General features: G+C 65.4%; 15 protein-coding genes and 1 pseudogene. 5 read left to right on the forward strand and 11 right to left on the reverse strand.

Annotated elements, in window-relative coordinates; translation table 11 throughout:
- The 3 genes from HGB10_10280 to larE form a co-directional block, all read left to right on the forward strand.
- Positions 1 to 872, forward strand: an 872-nt coding sequence (locus HGB10_10280) for an ACT domain-containing protein (protein ID NTU72187.1), incomplete at its 5' end; no start/stop codon positions are given.
- 61 nt (positions 873 to 933) lie between these two features.
- Positions 934 to 1,503, forward strand: coding sequence for a cob(I)yrinic acid a,c-diamide adenosyltransferase (locus HGB10_10285; protein NTU72188.1), 570 nt, complete (start codon positions 934 to 936; stop codon positions 1,501 to 1,503).
- Between the two features lie 42 nt (positions 1,504 to 1,545).
- Complete coding sequence (gene larE, locus HGB10_10290; GenBank protein ID NTU72189.1) at positions 1,546 to 2,373, forward strand: ATP-dependent sacrificial sulfur transferase LarE; 828 nt, start codon at positions 1,546 to 1,548, stop codon at positions 2,371 to 2,373.
- On the opposite strand, the gene HGB10_10295 is transcribed toward larE, so the two are convergent.
- The 6 genes from HGB10_10295 to HGB10_10320 form a co-directional block, all read right to left on the reverse strand.
- Positions 2,370 to 4,820, reverse strand: coding sequence for an EAL domain-containing protein (locus HGB10_10295; protein ID NTU72190.1), 2,451 nt, complete (start codon positions 4,818 to 4,820; stop codon positions 2,370 to 2,372). The two genes, larE and HGB10_10295, sit on opposite strands and share 4 nt — an antisense overlap.
- A 143-nt stretch (positions 4,821 to 4,963) precedes the next feature.
- Positions 4,964 to 6,322: an AarF/ABC1/UbiB kinase family protein gene (locus tag HGB10_10300; protein NTU72191.1), complete on the reverse strand. Its 1,359-nt coding sequence runs from the start codon at positions 6,320 to 6,322 to the stop codon at positions 4,964 to 4,966.
- Between the two features lie 5 nt (positions 6,323 to 6,327).
- Positions 6,328 to 6,681 carry a hypothetical protein gene (locus tag HGB10_10305; GenBank protein ID NTU72192.1) on the reverse strand — a complete coding sequence of 118 codons (354 nt, stop codon included), beginning with the start codon at positions 6,679 to 6,681 and terminating at the stop codon, positions 6,328 to 6,330.
- A gap of 27 nt (positions 6,682 to 6,708) precedes the next feature.
- Complete coding sequence (locus HGB10_10310) at positions 6,709 to 6,963, reverse strand: hypothetical protein (GenBank protein NTU72193.1); 255 nt, start codon at positions 6,961 to 6,963, stop codon at positions 6,709 to 6,711.
- Positions 6,964 to 6,972: 9 nt separating this feature from the next.
- Entirely contained in the window at positions 6,973 to 9,009 is a 2,037-nt protein-coding gene (locus HGB10_10315) for a cation-translocating P-type ATPase (protein ID NTU72194.1), read from the reverse strand.
- Positions 9,006 to 9,401, reverse strand: coding sequence for a winged helix-turn-helix transcriptional regulator (locus HGB10_10320; GenBank protein ID NTU72195.1), 396 nt, complete (start codon positions 9,399 to 9,401; stop codon positions 9,006 to 9,008). The genes HGB10_10315 and HGB10_10320 overlap by 4 nt, the downstream gene beginning before the upstream one ends.
- Positions 9,402 to 9,496: 95 nt before the next feature.
- Between HGB10_10320 and HGB10_10325 the strand changes: the two genes are divergently transcribed.
- Positions 9,497 to 10,162, forward strand: coding sequence for a hypothetical protein (locus tag HGB10_10325; GenBank protein ID NTU72196.1), 666 nt, complete (start codon positions 9,497 to 9,499; stop codon positions 10,160 to 10,162).
- Positions 10,163 to 10,222: 60 nt separating this feature from the next.
- On the opposite strand, the gene uvrB is transcribed toward HGB10_10325, so the two are convergent.
- The 5 genes and pseudogenes from uvrB to polA all read right to left on the reverse strand — a co-directional run bounded on the left by uvrB (position 10,223) and on the right by polA (position 17,215).
- Positions 10,223 to 12,292, reverse strand: coding sequence for an excinuclease ABC subunit UvrB (gene uvrB / locus HGB10_10330; protein NTU72197.1), 2,070 nt, complete (start codon positions 12,290 to 12,292; stop codon positions 10,223 to 10,225).
- Positions 12,293 to 12,310: 18 nt separating this feature from the next.
- Positions 12,311 to 12,877, reverse strand: a complete 567-nt coding sequence (locus HGB10_10335; protein NTU72198.1) for a lytic transglycosylase domain-containing protein — start codon at positions 12,875 to 12,877, stop codon at positions 12,311 to 12,313.
- Entirely contained in the window at positions 12,877 to 13,494 is a 618-nt protein-coding gene (locus tag HGB10_10340; protein ID NTU72199.1) for a dephospho-CoA kinase, read from the reverse strand. Before HGB10_10340 ends, HGB10_10335 begins: the two co-directional genes overlap by 1 nt.
- A 557-nt stretch (positions 13,495 to 14,051) precedes the next feature.
- Positions 14,052 to 15,155 (reverse strand): annotated as a pseudogene (rpsA, locus tag HGB10_10345) (30S ribosomal protein S1).
- Between the two features lie 275 nt (positions 15,156 to 15,430).
- Positions 15,431 to 17,215, reverse strand: a complete 1,785-nt coding sequence (gene polA, locus HGB10_10350; GenBank protein ID NTU72200.1) for a DNA polymerase I — start codon at positions 17,213 to 17,215, stop codon at positions 15,431 to 15,433.
- Between the two features lie 14 nt (positions 17,216 to 17,229).
- Between polA and HGB10_10355 the strand changes: the two genes are divergently transcribed.
- Positions 17,230 to 17,605, forward strand: a 376-nt coding sequence (locus HGB10_10355) for a hypothetical protein (protein ID NTU72201.1), incomplete at its 3' end; no start/stop codon positions are given.

The raw sequence follows: 17,605 nt of genomic DNA on the forward strand, positions 1-17,605 counted from the left end.
CGGCCGACTCGCTTGCGACAGGGCCTGCGACATGGAGCTCGTGGAAAGCGAGCCTTGTCGGCACGCTCGTCAGTCGCATCGATGCCGCGCTCTCCGATGAGGTCGACGGCGCCGGCATCGCCGGGCGCGCCGAGGCCGTGCGCGCAGAAGCCCTGACCGCGCTGGCCGACTCCGACACCGTGGAGTGCGCGTTCGCCCGGCGCGCACCGCTTCGCTATCTGGCCGCCCACTCATCGGCCGAGGTCGTTCGAGACGCACGCCTCGTCGCTGAACTCACGCGTAGCGGCGGCGGGGCCGATGGCCGTGTCGCCGTGTCGCCCGGGCCCGCTGAGGGCACGCACGCGCTCACGATCGTCTCGCACGATCGCCCCGAGCTCCTCGCGCGTATCGCAGGCGCCCTGGCCCTCGCCGGGCTCGACATCCTCTCGGTCGACGCATACGGCGCGCCGGGACACATCGCTCTGGATCGGTTCGTCGTCCGCTCGGCCACGCTGCGGCCAGCCACCACCGAAACGTTTGCATCGTTCGAGCGCCTGCTCGGTGCTGCCCTGCGGGATCGGCTCGAGCTCAAGACGCGGCTCTCGGAGCGCCGGCGGCACTACCCTGCGAAGTCGACGGCGCCGGTGAAGGTCCGCGTGGGCTCGGCCGGGTACGACACCGCGGTGCGCGTTTCAGCCCCCGACAGGCCGGGGCTTCTGCACGACCTGGCGCAGGCGGTGTCTGCGACCGGGCTCGACATCAGGCGTGCGAAGGTGCTCACCGTGGACGGCATGGCGATCGACACGTTCCACGTTGTCGATTCGGTCGGTTCCCCCGTCACAGACGACGGCGTCATCGGACACCTCGTGATGCGCATGAGGGAGATTCGCTAGCAGCGCTGTCGGCATGCGAACGGGTACCATGTCCGAGAACCCAACCTGCCGAGGAGAACTCATGAGCATCTACACCCGGCGTGGAGACCACGGCGAGACGTCACTTGGCAACGGAGCGCGCGTCTCGAAGGACTCGCTCAGGGTCGAGGCGTACGGCGCCATCGATGAGGCGAACAGCTGCATCGGCCTCGCGCGCACGTCCGTCTCGGATCCCGCGCTCGACACCACGCTCGCGTTCGCACAGCATCGCCTGCTCAACTGCACGGCTGTGCTGGCGTCACCCGGTGCGACCCCGCCCGGGCGAGGCGCCACCGTCGCATCTGAAGATGTCGCAGCGCTTGAAGCGGCCATAGAGCGGCTCGAGGCCGTCTCGGGACCGTACAGTGGTTTCGTGGTCGAGGGCGGATGCGAGACCGCAGCACGCCTGCAGGTCGCGCGGGCGGTCTTGCGCCGCGCGGAACGCCGCACAGTCGCCCTCGCCGCCGATGAACCGGTCCCCGACGAGGTGCTTGCGTTCCTCAACCGGCTCTCCGACACGCTGTTCGCCGCAGCGCGGTACGCGAACACCATCTGCGGATCCTCCGACGAGCTCTGGGACCCATCGTTTGCGCCTCAGAGCCTCGATGCGTAGTCGGCTATACTCGAAAACCCCTGCCAGGATAGGAAGCGCTACGTGACGACTGCCGAGAAGTACCAGTCCCTGCTTGCGAGGGTCGAAGAGCTCGGCAGCGTACTGGTTGCCTACTCAGGAGGCGTCGACTCAACACTCCTGGCGTTCGCGGCGCACGCGGTTCTCGGCAAGAAATGCGCCGCTGTGCTCGCGTCATCGGACACGTACCCGTCGCGAGAACTCGTCCATGCGCGCGCACTGGCCGACACCCTTGGATTGCGGCTCATCGAGGTAGAGACCTGCGAGCTCGTTGACCCGCAGTTCAACGCGAACGGGCCCGACCGCTGCTACCACTGCAAGAGTGAGCTGTTCGGCCTGCTCGCCACCGTGGCCGAGGCCGAAGGGCTGGCGTGGGTAGCCGACGGAGCGAACGCCGACGACCTCGCCGACCACCGTCCCGGCAGACGCGCTGCGGCGGAGCTTCGTGTCGTCAGCCCGCTTGCGGAGGTGGGGCTCACCAAGCCGGAGATTCGTTCGCTCGCGCACGAACTGGGCCTCCCCAACTGGGACAAACCCTCGATGGCATGCCTTGCGTCGCGATTCCCCTACGGCGAACGCATCACCGACGAAGGTCTTGCGCGGGTGTCTGCAGCCGAAGATGCTCTGGTCGCTCTCGGTCTCACGCAGTTTCGCGTGCGCTCGCATGGGACCGTGGCCCGCGTCGAGGTATCTCCCGAGCAACTCGAGGCGGCTTGGAGCCTTCGTGAGGGAATCGCGGCGTCGGTCCGCGACGCGGGATTCACCTACGCAGCGATCGATCTCGATGGCTACCGTTCGGGCGCTATGAACGAGGTGCTCTCCGCCGATCAGTTCGAGCGCGAGAACTCCTAGGCGTTGCTGGCCGCCAACGCGGGGAAGCCACGCTCGAGAATCCCGATAAGGTACTCCTCGGGAACGGGCGCTGAGAAGAGATACCCCTGGATGATGTAGCAGCCGCGACTGGTGAGGAACTCCAGTTGGTCGGCGTGCTCGACGCCCTCGGCGACGATATCGAGTTCGAGCGAGTGGCACAGGTCGATGACGGTACCTGCGATCGCAGCGCTCTGTGCGCTGACGTGCACATCCCGCATGAAGTCCTGCGCGATCTTGAGCGTCGTGATGGGGAACTGATGCAGATAGCTCATCGATGAGAACCCGGTGCCAAAGTCATCGATGGCGACCCGAACGCCCATCTCACGAAGTGCAGTCAAAGCGGTCATGACGTTGTCGACGTTGTGCATCGCGACGGATTCGGTGATCTCCAGTTCCAGCATCGATGCGTCGAGCCCCGAAGACTCGAGCGCGATGCGAACGTTATCGACGATGTCCTGCTGCACGAACTCACGCGCGGAGAGATTGATGCAGATGTGCCCGAACTCGTACCCGGCCCGATGCCACTCGGCGGCGCGATCGCAGGCGCTCTTGAGGACCCAGTGCCCGATCTCGCCCATGAACCCCGCCTGCTCCGCAAGTGCGATGAACGCGCGCGGCGGCAAGATGCCTTGCGTGGGATGCTGCCACCGGATGAGTGCTTCGACACCCGCCGTCCGACCGGTTCGCACGTCGATCTGCGGCTGATACAGGAGCACGAACTCCTTCGCGTTCACCGCCGCACGAAGCCCCGCTTCGAGCTCGAGTCGGTCAAGCGCGGACTGCGACATCTCCGGGCTGTACATCCGGAATATGTTGCGGCCGATCTCCTTGGCGCGATACATCGCGGTGTCCGCATTGCGAATGAGCTCGGAGTCGACCAGCCCGTCCTCCGGATACACCGCGACACCAACGCTCGCGCTGACGTGCAACTCGTACCCGTCGACCATGAAGGACTCCTTGAGAGCCTCAAGGATGCGCACCGCTAGAGCCGCCGCACCATCACGATCCACGACGCGGGCGATGATCGTGAACTCGTCGCCACTCTGACGCGCGATCGTGTCCTCCTCGCGCAAGAGCGAGTGAATCCGATTGGCGACGGCCCGCAGCACGCCGTCCCCTACCAGATGCCCGAGGGTGTCGTTGATCGTCTTGAAGTCGTCAAGGTCGACGAAGACCACAGCGAGATGCTCGGATCTCCGGCGGGCTCGAGCGAGCGCAGAAGCGAGCCTGTCATTGAACAGCGCGCGGTTGGGTAAGTCGGTCAGGGAGTCGTAGAACGCCATCCGCTCGATGGTACGGCGTGCATGGACGCGCTCAGTCACGTCTCGGACAACGCACTGTATAGCGGTACCGTCGTGCCCATGAAGTCGCGATACCGAGAGTTCGACGTCAACTCGACCACCGTCGGGCCGACACAGATGCGCAGGCATCGGACACCGGATCTCACCGGCGAACAGAGCATGATCGATGTCAGCGTCCTCAAACTCCGATCCGGACGCGCTGAGCAGGTCGATGACGGGCTTTCCGACGACCTGGCTGGCATCGTCGACACCCAACAGCGCGGCACCTGGCGGGTTCACGTACGAAACGATCCCTTCCCGGTGCACGAGGATCATGTCCGGTGAACCGTCGATCAGTGTGCGGTAGCGCTCCTCAGACTCGACAAGTGCGGCAGACGTCTTCTCCCGCTCGCGCATCTCGGTCTCCAGCGCCACGTTCGCGTCTGTGAGTTCGGCGGTCCGCGCACTCACGCGCTCCTCGAGCTCGGCGTTCGCGCGGATGAGGCCATCCTCGGCGTCTCGAAGCGAAGTGACATCGCGATACATCTCGACGACCGATTCAATCGTTCCATTCACACCGATGACGGGGTACACAAGGTGCTCGAACCACCGCTCGTGCCCGTCACGATCCTCCTTGAAGACGCGAGTCCGGCGCTCACCGTCAGCCAGCACCGCACACGCGGGGCAGTCCCCGCACAGGTCACTGCGACCCCAGATCGCCTCATGGCAAGCGGCGCCACTCACCGACTCCGCCGGCCTGCCCGCGAGGGCAACCCCAACAGGATTCGCGAAAGTGACCTTCAACAACGGGTCGAGCGAGAAGATGGCATCAGGGCTGTTGGCGTACAGCTGCTCGATTCGATTGCGCTCGATGCGCAGGCGCTCGACCGTCCGAAACCACGCCGAGTACCCCGTCTGCGCCAACAATGTCCCCAGCATGACCACGACGATGGCGGCAAGTCGCATCACGAGTTGGTCGTGCTCCGGCGAGAAGATGGCATCCGCCACAGGAGTCCCGGCAAGTACCGCCGAAACCCATGCCCAAAGGACCCACACCCCCAAAGAGAGCAGAACCCCCGCCAGCGCGATCAGCGCCGTTCTATCACGTTCGCCCAGTCGCTGCCGGGCGCGTTCGACTGCTACCACTCGGTCCCCCCCAAGGTGGCCGACGTGCGCTTAAGGTGTTTGTCGGCATTTTCTGAGCGAGACTGAAGCGCGATTCAGCGTCTGGCGTACCCGCTCAGTCCCCCGACTGAACGACGCGTTCGTCTCGCAAGTCGGTCGAGTATCTACGCCCCCGCGAGTTCGCGCAACGCCGCTCGGATTGCGGCGGGCATTCTCTGACTGATTCTCACCGGCGACATCATCTGCTTGGCAATGAGGCCCGTCGCGAACGGCTTCGCGGTCTCAACGATGTCGATCCCCGGGTACAGCGCCCGACTCACACCTTCGACCGTGACAAGCGCCTTGATGAGCAGGCCGAACCCGACCGGCACAGCCACGCCGTTGCGGCGCATGATCTCGAGGAAACCGATGGCGAATCCGCGGACGTCACGCGGTGCCGTACCCAGCGTGTCTCCCATGAGCGCACCGACAAGCCGAGTCACCTCAAGTCGCTGCTCGACGGGAACCACCAAGCCTAACCGCGCTGAGTGTTCGAGTGCCCGCTGGGCATCTCCATACACCGTTGCTGCGAGCACCTGGGCGATGGACTCCCGTTGATCGGCACGGGTGGTACCCACGATGCCGAAGTCGAGGTAACAGATGCGACCATCGGGCGTCACGAAGACGTTGGCCGGATGCAGATCGCCGTGGAAGCGCCCATGCACGAGGACTCCTCGCATGAAGACCTCGGCGCCATGCTCGGCGAGCGCGAGCCCGTCGATACCTGCGCGCTCAGCCTCCCCAAGCTCCGAAAGGCGCCAGCCCTCGATGAACTCCATGGCCAGCACCCGTCGCGTGGTCATGGGCCACACAACACGCGGGACGACAACCAGAGGGTCATCAGCGAAGTCGTGGGCGAAGCGATCAGCCGAGCGGCCCTCGTTGCGCAAATCGCACTCCGAGTGCAGCGACTCCGCGAACTCCTCGAGCAGAGACGGCAGATTGAGCCGACGCGCGCCCGCGAAGGTGGCGATCCGGGCCACCAGGGACCGTGCCGACTCGATGTCCGCGAGCACCGCCGCACGCACTCCGGGTCGTACGACCTTGATCGCGAGCCGCGTCCCGGCGGGCAGGACCGCGCCGACCACCGGTCGGTACTCCTCGCGCAGGGTCGCACAGTGCACCTGCGCGATCGATGCGGAAGCCAGCGGCACGTCGTCGAATGCCGAGAACAGCGAATCCGGGTCTCGCCCGAACTCGCCCTGGATGACCTCGCGGATTGCGGCGGCGGGCATCGGCTTCACGGAGTCGCGCAGAAGCTCCATCTCGAAGACCCACTCAGCCGAGAAGACGTCAGGACGAACTGAGATCAGCTGACCGAGCTTGATCCACGCCGGACCGAGCTCCTGGAACGACACGCGGAGCCGTCGGGCGACCGCTTCACGCCAGGCGACCCGGCCGCGAAAGCCGAACCGCGCCTCCACGGCTGCAGCCATGAGGTTGCGTGCTAGAACCGCGGCGACATGACGCTCACGGGCGGCCACTGCTCTCAGGCGTCCTTGTCCGGCTGCCGCGCTTCCACGAGCGCATCGACGGAGGCCTGCATCGACTCGAGCCGGCCGCGCAGCGAAGCCACCTCAAACCGAAGGTCGTCGAGGGACTGACCGACATCCAAGTTCGAGCCGGGCTCGTCGCCACTGCCGGACGCCAGATCCGCTTTCAGCTGCTCCTTGCGGCGTGCGACGGCGGCAGCGAGCCCGTCCACAAACGCATCAGGGCCACCCTCCATGTCGCCGGCTCCTTGGGCGGCGCCGCGCTCGACGGCGGCCTTCCAGCCTTCGTCGGCCGTCTCGTGAACGAGCGCCCATGCCGCTAGGAACTTCATGAACTCTTCGTCGTTCATCCCGATCTCCCGTCCGAGCCGATTGGACTACTGCAAACGCTCACTCGAGACGCGGTCGGAACCACGCAACAGCCGCATCCCGTTCGCTATCACGATCAGCGCCACTCCCGTGTCCGCGAACACGGCAAGCCACATGTTCGCTGCCCCAAAGACGGCGAGAACCAGCACGACGAGTTTCGACACAACCGAGAACGCCACGTTCGCCTTGACGATGCCTACCGTACGCCGCCCGAGCCGTACGAACCGAGCCAGCGCCGACAGGTCATCGCCGAGAAGCGCCACGTCAGCCGTTTAGAGCGCCGCATCCGAGCCGGCCGCGCCCATCGCAATGCCCAGGTCGGCCGCTGCAAGCGCCGGAGCGTCGTTGACCCCATCGCCGACCATCGCCACGGTACCGTATCGCTCGCGAAGGCGCGCAATCGCGGCAACCTTGTCTTCGGGAAGCAGCCTTGCCATGTGAGCGTCAACGCCGACGAGTCCCGCCACTGCAGCGGCGGTCCGCTCATTGTCGCCCGTGAGCATGACTGCGTGACGGATACCGCTCGACCTCAGCCCAACGATTGACGCGAGTGCCTCATCGCGAACGGGATCCGCGACGGCGACGATTCCTATCGCCTCGCCGTCTTCGACCACCACCAGGACCGTGAGCCCGCGTGACTCGCACTCCTCGATCGCATCGGCGACATCGCCCGGTATGTGCGCTATCTCCTCGGCAAACGCGGGACTGATCACCTCACAACGGATTCCGCCGACGATTCCGGCCACACCTCGGCCGGGCATCTCCTCCACACCGCTCACCGGCACCTCGCGTACGACCTCGGCACGCGCGTGTTCCCGCACCGCACCGGCCAGCGGATGATTCGAGTTTGACTCGAGCGCGTTCGCCAGCCGGAGAACTTCCTCGCGTCGCCTTCCGACGGTCGCAACCACAGCGGTGACGCTCGGCTTGCCGACGGTAAGCGTGCCCGTCTTATCGAACGCCACGGCATCGATTCGAGCAACGGTCTCCAGCGCGGCACCACCCTTGACGAGCACCCCGTCACGCCCGGCTCTCGATATCGCGCTCACGAACGTCACCGGTGTCGATATCACGAGCGCGCAGGGGCATGACGCGACCAACACGACCAACGCCCGATAGACCCAGACGTCCCACTCCCCAAACTGCGCCGGCATCAGCGGACCGAACGCCAACGCCAACAGAGGTGGCACGACGGCGACCAAGACCGCGATGCCCACAGCGACCGGGGTGTACACCCGGCTGAAGCGGTCGATGAGCACTTGTGACGGCGCCTTGGCGGCCTGCGCCTCTTCCACGAGGTAGACGATGCGTGCGAGCGTTGAGTCCGTCGCCGGTGCGGTGACGCGTACCGTGAGCAGGCCGCCCGTATTCAGGGATCCCGCATAGAGGGCGTCGTCGGCGGCCTTGTACACCGGCACAGGCTCGCCTGTGACGGCCGACTCGTCCACGGCGGACGATCCCGACTCGATCACACCGTCGAGCCCGATGCGCTCCCCGGGGCGCACAGTTATCGTGTCGCCGACGAGAATGTCCGCGAGCGGGAGATCGACTCCGACGCCGTGTCGTGAGACGTGCGCGACCTCGGGGGCGAGCTCCATCAACTGCCGGATCGAGCTACGCGTGCGCGCAAGCGCCCGTGACTCGAGCCAACCGCCGAGCGCGAACAGAAACACGACGGTGGCCGCCTCCTCGAGCTGGCCGATGGCCGATGCGCCGAGAACCGCCACGGACATGAGAATGTTCATATCGAGCGTCCTGCTCGCCACGGAGTTGAGTGCGCGGGGCGCGAGAAGCGTCATGCCGAATACGACTCCGAGACCGAAGAGGAGCGGTACGAGTACCGGCGGTACCGCCACACTGCTCCTCGACATCAGGATCGCAATCCACCCGAGCACGATGAACACCCCTGAGCCGACCACAGAGACTTCGGTTCGATGGCTGCGGGTCCATCGCGTGATTGCAGGGAGAATCCCCTCATGCGCGCTCTCCGCCGCCGAGGCGGCTCTCTCCCGGTCTGCACTCACGGCAACACCGGTGAGGCCCATCGCCGTGTGCCCCGCTCGCTCGACGGATCGAACCACGAGTGCGCTGGGGTCGCTGTCGATCTCGTGCTCGACGAGGAGCACTGCGTTCGCGAAGTTGAGCTCCGCGCACAGAACGCCCGGCAGCATCTCAACCGAGCGTGCGACCGATCGTGCGCAGTCGGGACAGTCCAGGCCACCGATCGCCCACGATGCGCGCAGAGACTCAGCCGCATGCGCCTGAGCGCAGCGCACCTCCACGGGCGACGCGAGGTCGTGGGCGCTCATTCGTCGCGCTCCTCGGCTGCGTGCTCGAAACCCTGCGCAAGTAGCGTCCGAACGTGATCATCTGCGAGCCGATACACGGCGCGATTCCCGTCCCGTGTGAAGCTGACCAGGCCCAACTCCCGTAGTACGCGCAACTGATGACTGGTGCCGGAACTGCTGACACCCGTAAGCGATGCCAAGTCACACACGCACAGTTCGGCCACCGCAAGCGCCTCGAGCAACCGCAGTCGCGTTGGGTCTCCCATCGCTGAGAACAGTGCGGCCGTTCTCTCAAGAAGTGGGTGCTGGGCTCGCTCGGCTCGTATCCGCTCTACGAGCGCCGCGTCCACGAGCACGGCAGTACACGCCCCCGCATCCGCCGACAAACCCAAACTATGTGAATACTTGTTCATATAGAGACCGTACACCCCATTGGTGGTCGCTGTCACACCGCTGGGTTCCCTCCCGGGGATTCGGGTACCATCAACCCAACCAAGGAGGTGGGGTCATGTCCGCGAACGGGAAGTTGTGGACGGCGGTGATCGTGTCGGTGGTTGTCGGGGCCGTGGTCGGTGCAGGCGCTGCATACGCCATGCAGCAGTCATCGATCGCCGCACTCAACGCGAGGATGATCACGGCCGACGCAAACACTCAGGCGGCCCTCCAGCAGATCGAGGACCTCACCCAACAGCTTGAGTCGGTTCAGGCAACCCAGAGCGCCACGACCACCGAAACCACTTCGGTTGAGACGACCTCGAAGCCGACCAAGAAGCCTGCAGTGAAGTCGGTCAAGCAGTTCACCTTCATCAAGAAGGTCGACGACTCCGGCTCGTCCCCCGAGCTCACAGCGGACTACGCGCAGTTCCTCACCGGCACGGCCGCAGCCAAGGCCGCCTCAGCTCATGGCGACGAGTCGCCGCCGCCCAACGACTACTACATCGTCAACGACAACAAGCTGCTCAGGAAGCTGAAAGTGACACCGGGCATCAAGGTCACGGTCGTCACGAACGCTGACGGCACCTCGGATCCGGATGGTCACACCGTCTCGTTCGCAAACTGGGCGGCCAACTACGCCTCGCCTACCGCCGACAACAAGCCGATACGGACGTCGCCCTACTGGATCACGCTCAAGGGGTCCACGGTCACGAAGATCGAGCAGCAATACCTGCCGTAAGCCTCACGCTCTGGCGATTCGCAACAGCCCTGCCTCCGCGGGGCTGTTGCCGTCTCGGGACTAGCGGCGCTTGCGCCTTCCATAGTCCGAACCCTTACGAGCGCCCTTCTTCAGCCGGTCGAGTACATCATCCGTCGAGCTCGACTCAACCTCGGCGCGTAGCTTCACGGCTTGGTCTCGCAGGCGCGCGGCCGCCTCGAAGTCCAATGACTCGGCGGCGTGTGCCATGTCGTCCTCGAGCGTCGCGATGAGCCGGAAGACCTCGTCACGCGGCATCTTGGCGAGCTCACGCGCGGCCTCGGCCGCCGTGGTGAGCTGCGAATCCCCCTCGTGCATGTACTGCACGATGTCGGCGATGGCCTTGCGGATGGTCTGCGGTTCGATGCCGTGTTCGGTGTTGTATGCCACCTGCTTCTCTCGGCGGCGGTTGGTCTCGTCGATTGCGAACGCCATCGAATCGGTGACGCGGTCGGCGTACATGATCACCTGACCGCTCACGTTGCGTGCTGCCCGCCCGATCGTCTGGATGAGGGACCTGCCGTTGCGCAGGAAGCCCTCCTTGTCGGCATCGAGGATTGCTACGAGCGATACCTCAGGCAGGTCGAGACCCTCGCGCAGAAGGTTGATGCCGACCAATACGTCGAACTGCCCGGCGCGAAGGTCACGCAGGATCTCGACGCGCTCAAGCGTGGCGATGTCGGAGTGCAGGTAGCGAACGCGGATGCCCTGCTCGAAGAGGTAGTCGGTCAGGTCCTCGGCCATCTTCTTGGTCAGCGTCGTGACAAGCGTGCGCTCATCGGACTCGGTGCGACCGCGAATCTCGGCGATGAGATCGTCGACCTGACCCTTCACCGGCCGCACCACGATCTGAGGGTCGACCAACCCGGTGGGACGGATGATCTGCTCGACGATCTGCTCGGACACCCTCAGCTCGTAGTCGCCGGGGGTCGCCGAGACGTAGATGAAGCGCGGCACCCGCTCCTCGAACTCGTCGAACCGAAGTGGGCGATTGTCGAGCGCGCTCGGAAGCCTGAACCCGTGCTCGACCAGGGTGATCTTCCGGCTTCTGTCGCCCTCGTGCATGCCACGGATCTGCGGGATCGTGACGTGCGACTCGTCGATCATAGTCAGGAAGTCTGTGCCGAAGTAGTCGATGAGCGTGTTTGCCGGCTCGCCCGACTCGCGGGCGTCGAGATGCCGAGAGTAATTCTCAATGCCGCTCGTGAAGCCCATCGTCTCAAGCATCTCGAGGTCGTAGTTCACGCGCATCTCGAGGCGCTGGGCTTCGAGCAGCTTCCCGTCGGTCTTGAGCTCGGCGAGCCTGACGCGCAGCTCCTCCTGGATCGTGGTGATGGCGTGCGCCAGCTTGCGCTTCTCGGTCACGTAGTGAGTCGCCGGCCACACGGGCAACTCGTCGAAGTCGGTGATGACCTCGCCGGTCAGCTGATCGACCTCGGCGACAGCCTCGATCTCATCGCCGAAGAACTCCACGCGCACGGGATGATCGGCGTAAGGCGGGAACACGTCGAGAACGTCGCCTCGTACGCGGAACGTGCCGCGCGAAAGCTCGTAGTCGTTGCGGTCGTACTGGATGTCGATGAGGTCGCGGATGAGGTCGTCGCGATCGTATGCCTTGCCCTTGCCGAGGAACACCGCCATGCCCGCATAGTCCTCCGGCGAACCGATGCCGTAGATGCAGCTCACGCTGGCGACCACCACGACATCCTTGCGCGAAAGCAGCGCCGCCGTCGCCGCATGGCGCAACTTCTCGACTTCCTCATTGATGGACGCGTCCTTCTCAATGAACGTGTCGGTCGACGGCACATAGGCTTCAGGCTGGTAGTAGTCGTAGTAGCTGACGAAGTAGACCACCGCGTTGTCCGGCAGGAACTCCTTGAGCTCAGATGCGAGCTGAGCAGCAAGCGTCTTGTTGGGGGCCATGACGAGCGTTGGCTTCTGAATGGCTTCGATGACCTTGGCCATCGTGAAGGTCTTGCCCGAGCCGGTCACGCCGAGAAGCGTCTGATACCGCAGGCCGCGCTCGACGCCCTCGGTGAGCTTGAGGATGGCTTGCGGCTGATCGCCCTCGGGTTCGAATGGCGCAACGACTCGGAAGATGTTCTGGGTCACGAAGTACCTCTCGTTCGTCTAACGCTCGAAGGCGCCGGGATACAGCGACTGGTAACGGTCCTTGCCACGGCTGACACGCAAGACGTAGTGCTTTGTCTCGGGATACTCGATGGCCGTACGGATGTTGCCACCCTTCGCGGCCCACTCGTCAGCATGCCGAAGACCGGCGTTGTACGCCGCGAGCACCGTCTCGATCTCATGGTACCGCCCGACCAGGTAGCGGACGTACGCCGTGCCATACTCGATATTGACCGCGGGGTCTGACAGACGTTCCAGCGGAAACTTCTCGCCGTCCACGACGCGCCATCGGGCAAGGTCCTCGGCTGTTGACGGCAGGATCTGCATCAGCCCGACCGCCCCGGCTGAGGACGTGGTCTCGGGCTTCCAGGACGACTCCGCGTTGATGATTGCAGCCACGAGGTAGGGATTCACTCGGTGCCGTGTCGCCGAGGTCGCGATCTCGGACTGGTAGTGCAGCGGATAGTAGCCGCGCTGCCAGAACGAAGGCCCGCGCAAGAACAGCCACGTGGCTCCGGCCATGACGATGATTGCGGCAAGTAGTATCCATCGGATCGCGACGCGCATCAGTGTCGGCTTCCTTGCCCTGCGACGTAGCGGTTCCAGAATCCGTCGAGGGCGTCGTGCAGCACTTCACGGCTGCCGTCGTTGACGATGACCTTGTCGGCCAGCAACGCCCGCTCGGCGTCAGTGGCCTGCGCGCGAATCCGGCGCTTCGCATCGGTCTCGGCCATGCCACGATCGACCGCCCGCGCCACTCGAACCGCTTCGGGCGCGACGATCGCGATGACGGAATCAGCAAGTTCAACGAGCTGAGGCGCCTCCACGAGCAACGGCACCTCGAGAACGACGATCTCGGGTGGTTCGACCGCGAGCCTCAAGTCCCTCAACGCCGCGAGAGTGTGCAGGTAGACCGCCGGATGAACGATCTCGTTGAGCCGGGTGGTCGCCTCGGGTGATGCGAACGCCACGCGAGCGAGTGATGCGCGGTCGAGCGACCCGTCCGCGAGCAAGACGTCGTCGCCGAACTGGGCGGCGACCTCGGCGAGCGTCATCGAACCTTTCGTGAGCACCTCGTGGGCGAGTTCATCGGCATGAAGCACGGTCGCGCCGCGCGACTCCAGATGCTGGGCCGCCGTGCTCTTCCCGGCTCCAAGGCCGCCTGTGAGGATGATCGTGTACATGATTAGTGGGTACCACATCCCACGGCGTTCGGACAGAGAACACGCGATGAACCGATGAAAAGAACAGGCCCGAGGCAATCGCCCCGGGCCTGTGTGCTCCATGTTGGGGAGTCGAGCTACTCGCTCTTCTCCTCCTCGGCTGCCTCTTCGGCAGCAGGCTCCTCAGCCTCAACCTCTTCGGCAACCTCTTCTGCGACCGCGACGATCTCGACCACGGTATCGGCCTCGCCGTCACCGTCGGTGTCGACTGCGGTCGCTACCTCAACGATGTCGACCTCGCCGTCGCCGTCGAGATCCACGCCGGTGATGATGGTATCGACCTCGCCGTCGCCATCGGTGTCGACTGCGGTGGCAACCTCGACCACGTCGGCAACGCCGTCGCCGTCCAGGTCGGTGGCGGTGATGACCGTGTCGGTCTCGCCGTCGCCGTCGGTGTCGACTGCGGTCGCGACCTCGACGATGTCAGCCTCGCCGTCCCCGTCGAGATCCACGGCCGTGACGACCGTATCGACCTCGCCGTCGCCGTCGGTGTCGATCGCGGTGACCTCGATGGTGCCCTCAGCGTCGTCGTCCTCGTCGGAGCCCTCAGGGGCGCCGGTGATCTCGATCTCGATGCCGAGGGTCTCAGCAGCTGCGCGCATCGAAAGCGAGATGCGGCGACGCTCGAGGTCGACGTCCATGACCTTCACGTGAACGGTCTGACCGACGCTCGTGACCTGATCCGGCGTCTCGACGTGGCCCTTGGCCATCTCCGAGATGTGGACGAGGCCCTCGACGCCATCGCCGAGCTCGACGAACGCGCCGAACGGCACGAGCTTGGTGACGGTGCCCTCGATGATCGAGCCGACCGGGAAGTTCTTGACGAGCATCTTCCACGGATCCTCGGTGGTCTGCTTCAGGCCGAGAGAGATGCGCTCGCGGTCAAGGTCGACATCGAGAACCTGCACGTTGACCGGATCGCCGACCTTGACGACCTCGGACGGGTGATTGACGTGGCTCCAGGACAGCTCCGAGATGTGCACGAGGCCGTCGATGCCGCCGAGGTCGACGAACGCACCGAAGTCGACGATGGAGGAGACGTTACCCGGCAGGATCATGCCCTTGGCCAGCTTGCCGAGAATCTCGGCGCGCTCGGTCTTGCGGCCCTCCTCGAGCACCACACGGCGCGAGAGGACGACGTTGTTGCGGTTGCGGTCCATCTCGATGACCCGTGCCTCAAGGCGCGTGCCGGTGTAGGCAGCGAGGTCCTTGACGCGACGAAGGTCGACGAGGGAGGCCGGCAGGAAGCCGCGCAGGCCGATGTCGAGGATGAGACCACCCTTGACGACCTCGATGACCTCGCCTTCGACGTTCTCGCCGGAGGTGAACTTCTCTTCGATCTTGGTCCAGGCGCGCTCGTACTCGGCACGCTTCTTGGAAAGGATCAGACGGCCGTCCTTGTCCTCCTTCTGGAGAACCAGGGCCTCGATCTCGTCGCCGGTCGAAACGATGTCGGCGGGATTGGCATCTTTGCGGATGGAGAGTTCGCGGGCCGGGATGACACCCTCGGACTTGTAGCCGATGTCCAGGAGCACTTCGTCGCGCTCGACTTTGACAACGACACCGCTGACAAGGTCACCCTCGTCGAAGTCGGTCATCGTACCGTCGATGAGAGCATGCATCTCTTCGTCGGTGTACTCACGCTGCTCGATGATCGTTCCTTGCGTTTCCTGCTCACTCACTTCGTGGACCCCATTTCACTCTTCGGGGCCCCGGTCATGCTTCGTCGCCTACAGTTACGTCAGTCTCGGGTACAGGACATCTCGTCGCCGATAGGAACTCGTACATGTCTCCGGGGGCCAACATTGTCTTGACTCCCAAGGGTACGGCGAAGCGCCGGCCGCTGGTAAGCCATCGCGTAGTGTATACCACGGCGCCGGGCGGCGCCACCGCTCCCCTACTTGGCGACGGCCCAGTTGGGCCCGCTTGCCACCGAGACGTCGAGCGGCACCGCGAGTTCGGCGACACCCGACATGGCCGCCGAGACCATCGTGCTGAGTGGCTCGACCTCATCGGCGGGAGATTCGAAGACCAGCTCGTCGTGGACCTGGAGCACCATGCGCGAGCGGAATCCCTCGGAGCGCAGGCGTCGGTCGACCTCGATCATCGCGAGCTTCATGACGTCTGCCGCGGTGCCTTGCATGGGGTGGTTCATCGCCGTGCGCTCACCGAACGCGCGCAGGTTGAAGTTGCCGCTCGCCAGCTCGGGGATCCGCCGCTTGCGGCCGTAGAGCGTGGTCGCAAAGCCCATGCGATGCGCCTCGGCGACCGTCTCGTCGAGATAGGCACGCACGCGCGGGTATGCCGCGTAGTAGCGGTCGATCATCGTCTGCGCCTCGACGTGCGCGATCTTGAGGGTGTCGGCAAGACCGTGGGCCGACTGTCCGTAGACGATGCCGAAGTTGACCGCCTTGGCGCGCGCTCGCATTCCCGGCTCGACCGCGTCGGGTTCCACACCGAAGACGCGCGCCGCGGTCGCCTGGTGAAAGTCCATCCCGCTCGTGAACGCCTCGATGAGCCCCGCATCACCCGAGAGGTGCGCGAGGATCCGCAGCTCAATCTGGCTGTAGTCCGAGGAGACCATCACGTCGCCGGCTTGCGCCGGGATGAACGCTGCACGGATTCGACGGCCGTACTCGGTGCGAACCGGGATGTTCTGGAGGTTGGGGCTGCTACTCGAGAGGCGTCCGGTGGCGGCGACCGTTTGGTTGAACGACGTGTGCAGCCGACCGTCGCGGCCGAGCATACGGGGCAGCGCGTCGAGGTACGTGCTCTTGAGCTTGGTGAGCTCGCGGTACTCGACGATCTTGCCTGCGATCGGATGCACGGGTGCGAGCATCGCGAGGACGGATGCGTCCGTGGAGTAGCCGGTCTTGGTCTTCTTGCCAGTGGGCAGCCCCATCTTCTCGAAGAGCACCTCCGAGAGCTGCCTGGGAGAGTCGATGAGGAACTCCACGCCCGCGAGCGCATGGATCTCATCGCGCAGCGCGTCGATACTGCCCACGGCATCTGCGGACAGCTCGGTGAGTACGGCCGCGTCCAGACCGACGCCCACGCGCTCCATGCGGCACAGCACGGGCACAAGAGGCATCTCGATGGTACGGAGGACCTCGAGGGATCCGTCCATTTCGAGTCGCCGCTCGAGTTCGTCGGCAAGATCGGCTGTGGTCTGTGCGAGCACGACCGCAGTCGGCGCGCCGTCCTGCGGCTCCGGCAACGGCTGACCCAAATAGTCCGCAGAGAGAGCGCCGAGGTCGTAGGACGAACGGTTCGACTCGAGCAGGTAGGCGGCGACCGCCACGTCGAAAAGCCGACCGGCGTCGACGGCGTCGAATGCCGGGTCGCTCGCATCAGCCTCATCCGGCGGCGAGAGCTCCTGCAGCAGCGCCTTGACGTCGCCGGCGGCAATGCGACCCGCAGTCGCGAGGTCGCGCAGGAGCGCGTCAGCGTCGCCCGGATCCGCGAGCGCGACGGCGTCGCGTGCGGCGACGGCGAGATCGCGCCGATCGCCGAAGAGCGACGCGCCGGCCCCGTCGTCGATGGCGACGCCCAACCACGCGTCGCCTTCGGCGATCCACTCGCGCACCCGCTCGGCAGCGGCAGCGCCCTCGACGCACGGACGTGCGTCGCAGCGCGGCGACGTCGCGCCGGCGGCAGGAGCGGTTGGCGGCGGAGCCGGCACGCGGCCGCCCGCCGGTGGCGCGGCCGATCACCTTCCGCGTCGCGGCGGACAGGTCGTCCGCGGAGTGGAAATCCAGCAGGAACCCGGTCGCTTCCGCGATCCGGAAAATCGCCTCGACCCGCGCCCGGAGGCCCGGGAGGCCGTCCGCGATCCCCGGCGGGACCGCCGCCGCCGACGCCGAGGCGCCGGCAGGGGAATCGCGCGAGGAAGGGGCTCCCGCTCCGGCCTGCCCCGCGTGCGGGCTGACCGGCGAGGAGTTCGTCCGCTTCAGCGGCCGGATGTACGGCCTGGACGAGGCCACGGTGGCCACCCGGACCGAGGAGTTGCTCCAGCTGCTCGAGCTCGACGACGCCAAGGACAAGCTCATCATCGACTACTCCTACGGCATGA

This window comes from Coriobacteriia bacterium, assembly GCA_013334745.1.
GTDB lineage: Bacteria > Actinomycetota > Coriobacteriia > Anaerosomatales > JAAXUF01 > JAAXWY01.

Bases quoted from the DNA above. Each gene is read 5' to 3' on its own strand.
- HGB10_10285 (NTU72188.1), top strand. From the start codon at position 934: ATGAGCATCTACACCCGGCGTGGAGACCACGGCGAGACGTCACTTGGC.
- HGB10_10305 (NTU72192.1), bottom strand. From the start codon at position 6,681: ATGAACGACGAAGAGTTCATGAAGTTCCTAGCGGCATGGGCGCTCGTT.
- HGB10_10315 (NTU72194.1), bottom strand. From the start codon at position 9,009: ATGAGCGCCCACGACCTCGCGTCGCCCGTGGAGGTGCGCTGCGCTCAG.
- HGB10_10320 (NTU72195.1), bottom strand. From the start codon at position 9,401: ATGAACAAGTATTCACATAGTTTGGGTTTGTCGGCGGATGCGGGGGCG.
- HGB10_10325 (NTU72196.1), top strand. From the start codon at position 9,497: ATGTCCGCGAACGGGAAGTTGTGGACGGCGGTGATCGTGTCGGTGGTT.
- HGB10_10335 (NTU72198.1), bottom strand. From the start codon at position 12,877: ATGCGCGTCGCGATCCGATGGATACTACTTGCCGCAATCATCGTCATG.
- HGB10_10340 (NTU72199.1), bottom strand. From the start codon at position 13,494: ATGTACACGATCATCCTCACAGGCGGCCTTGGAGCCGGGAAGAGCACG.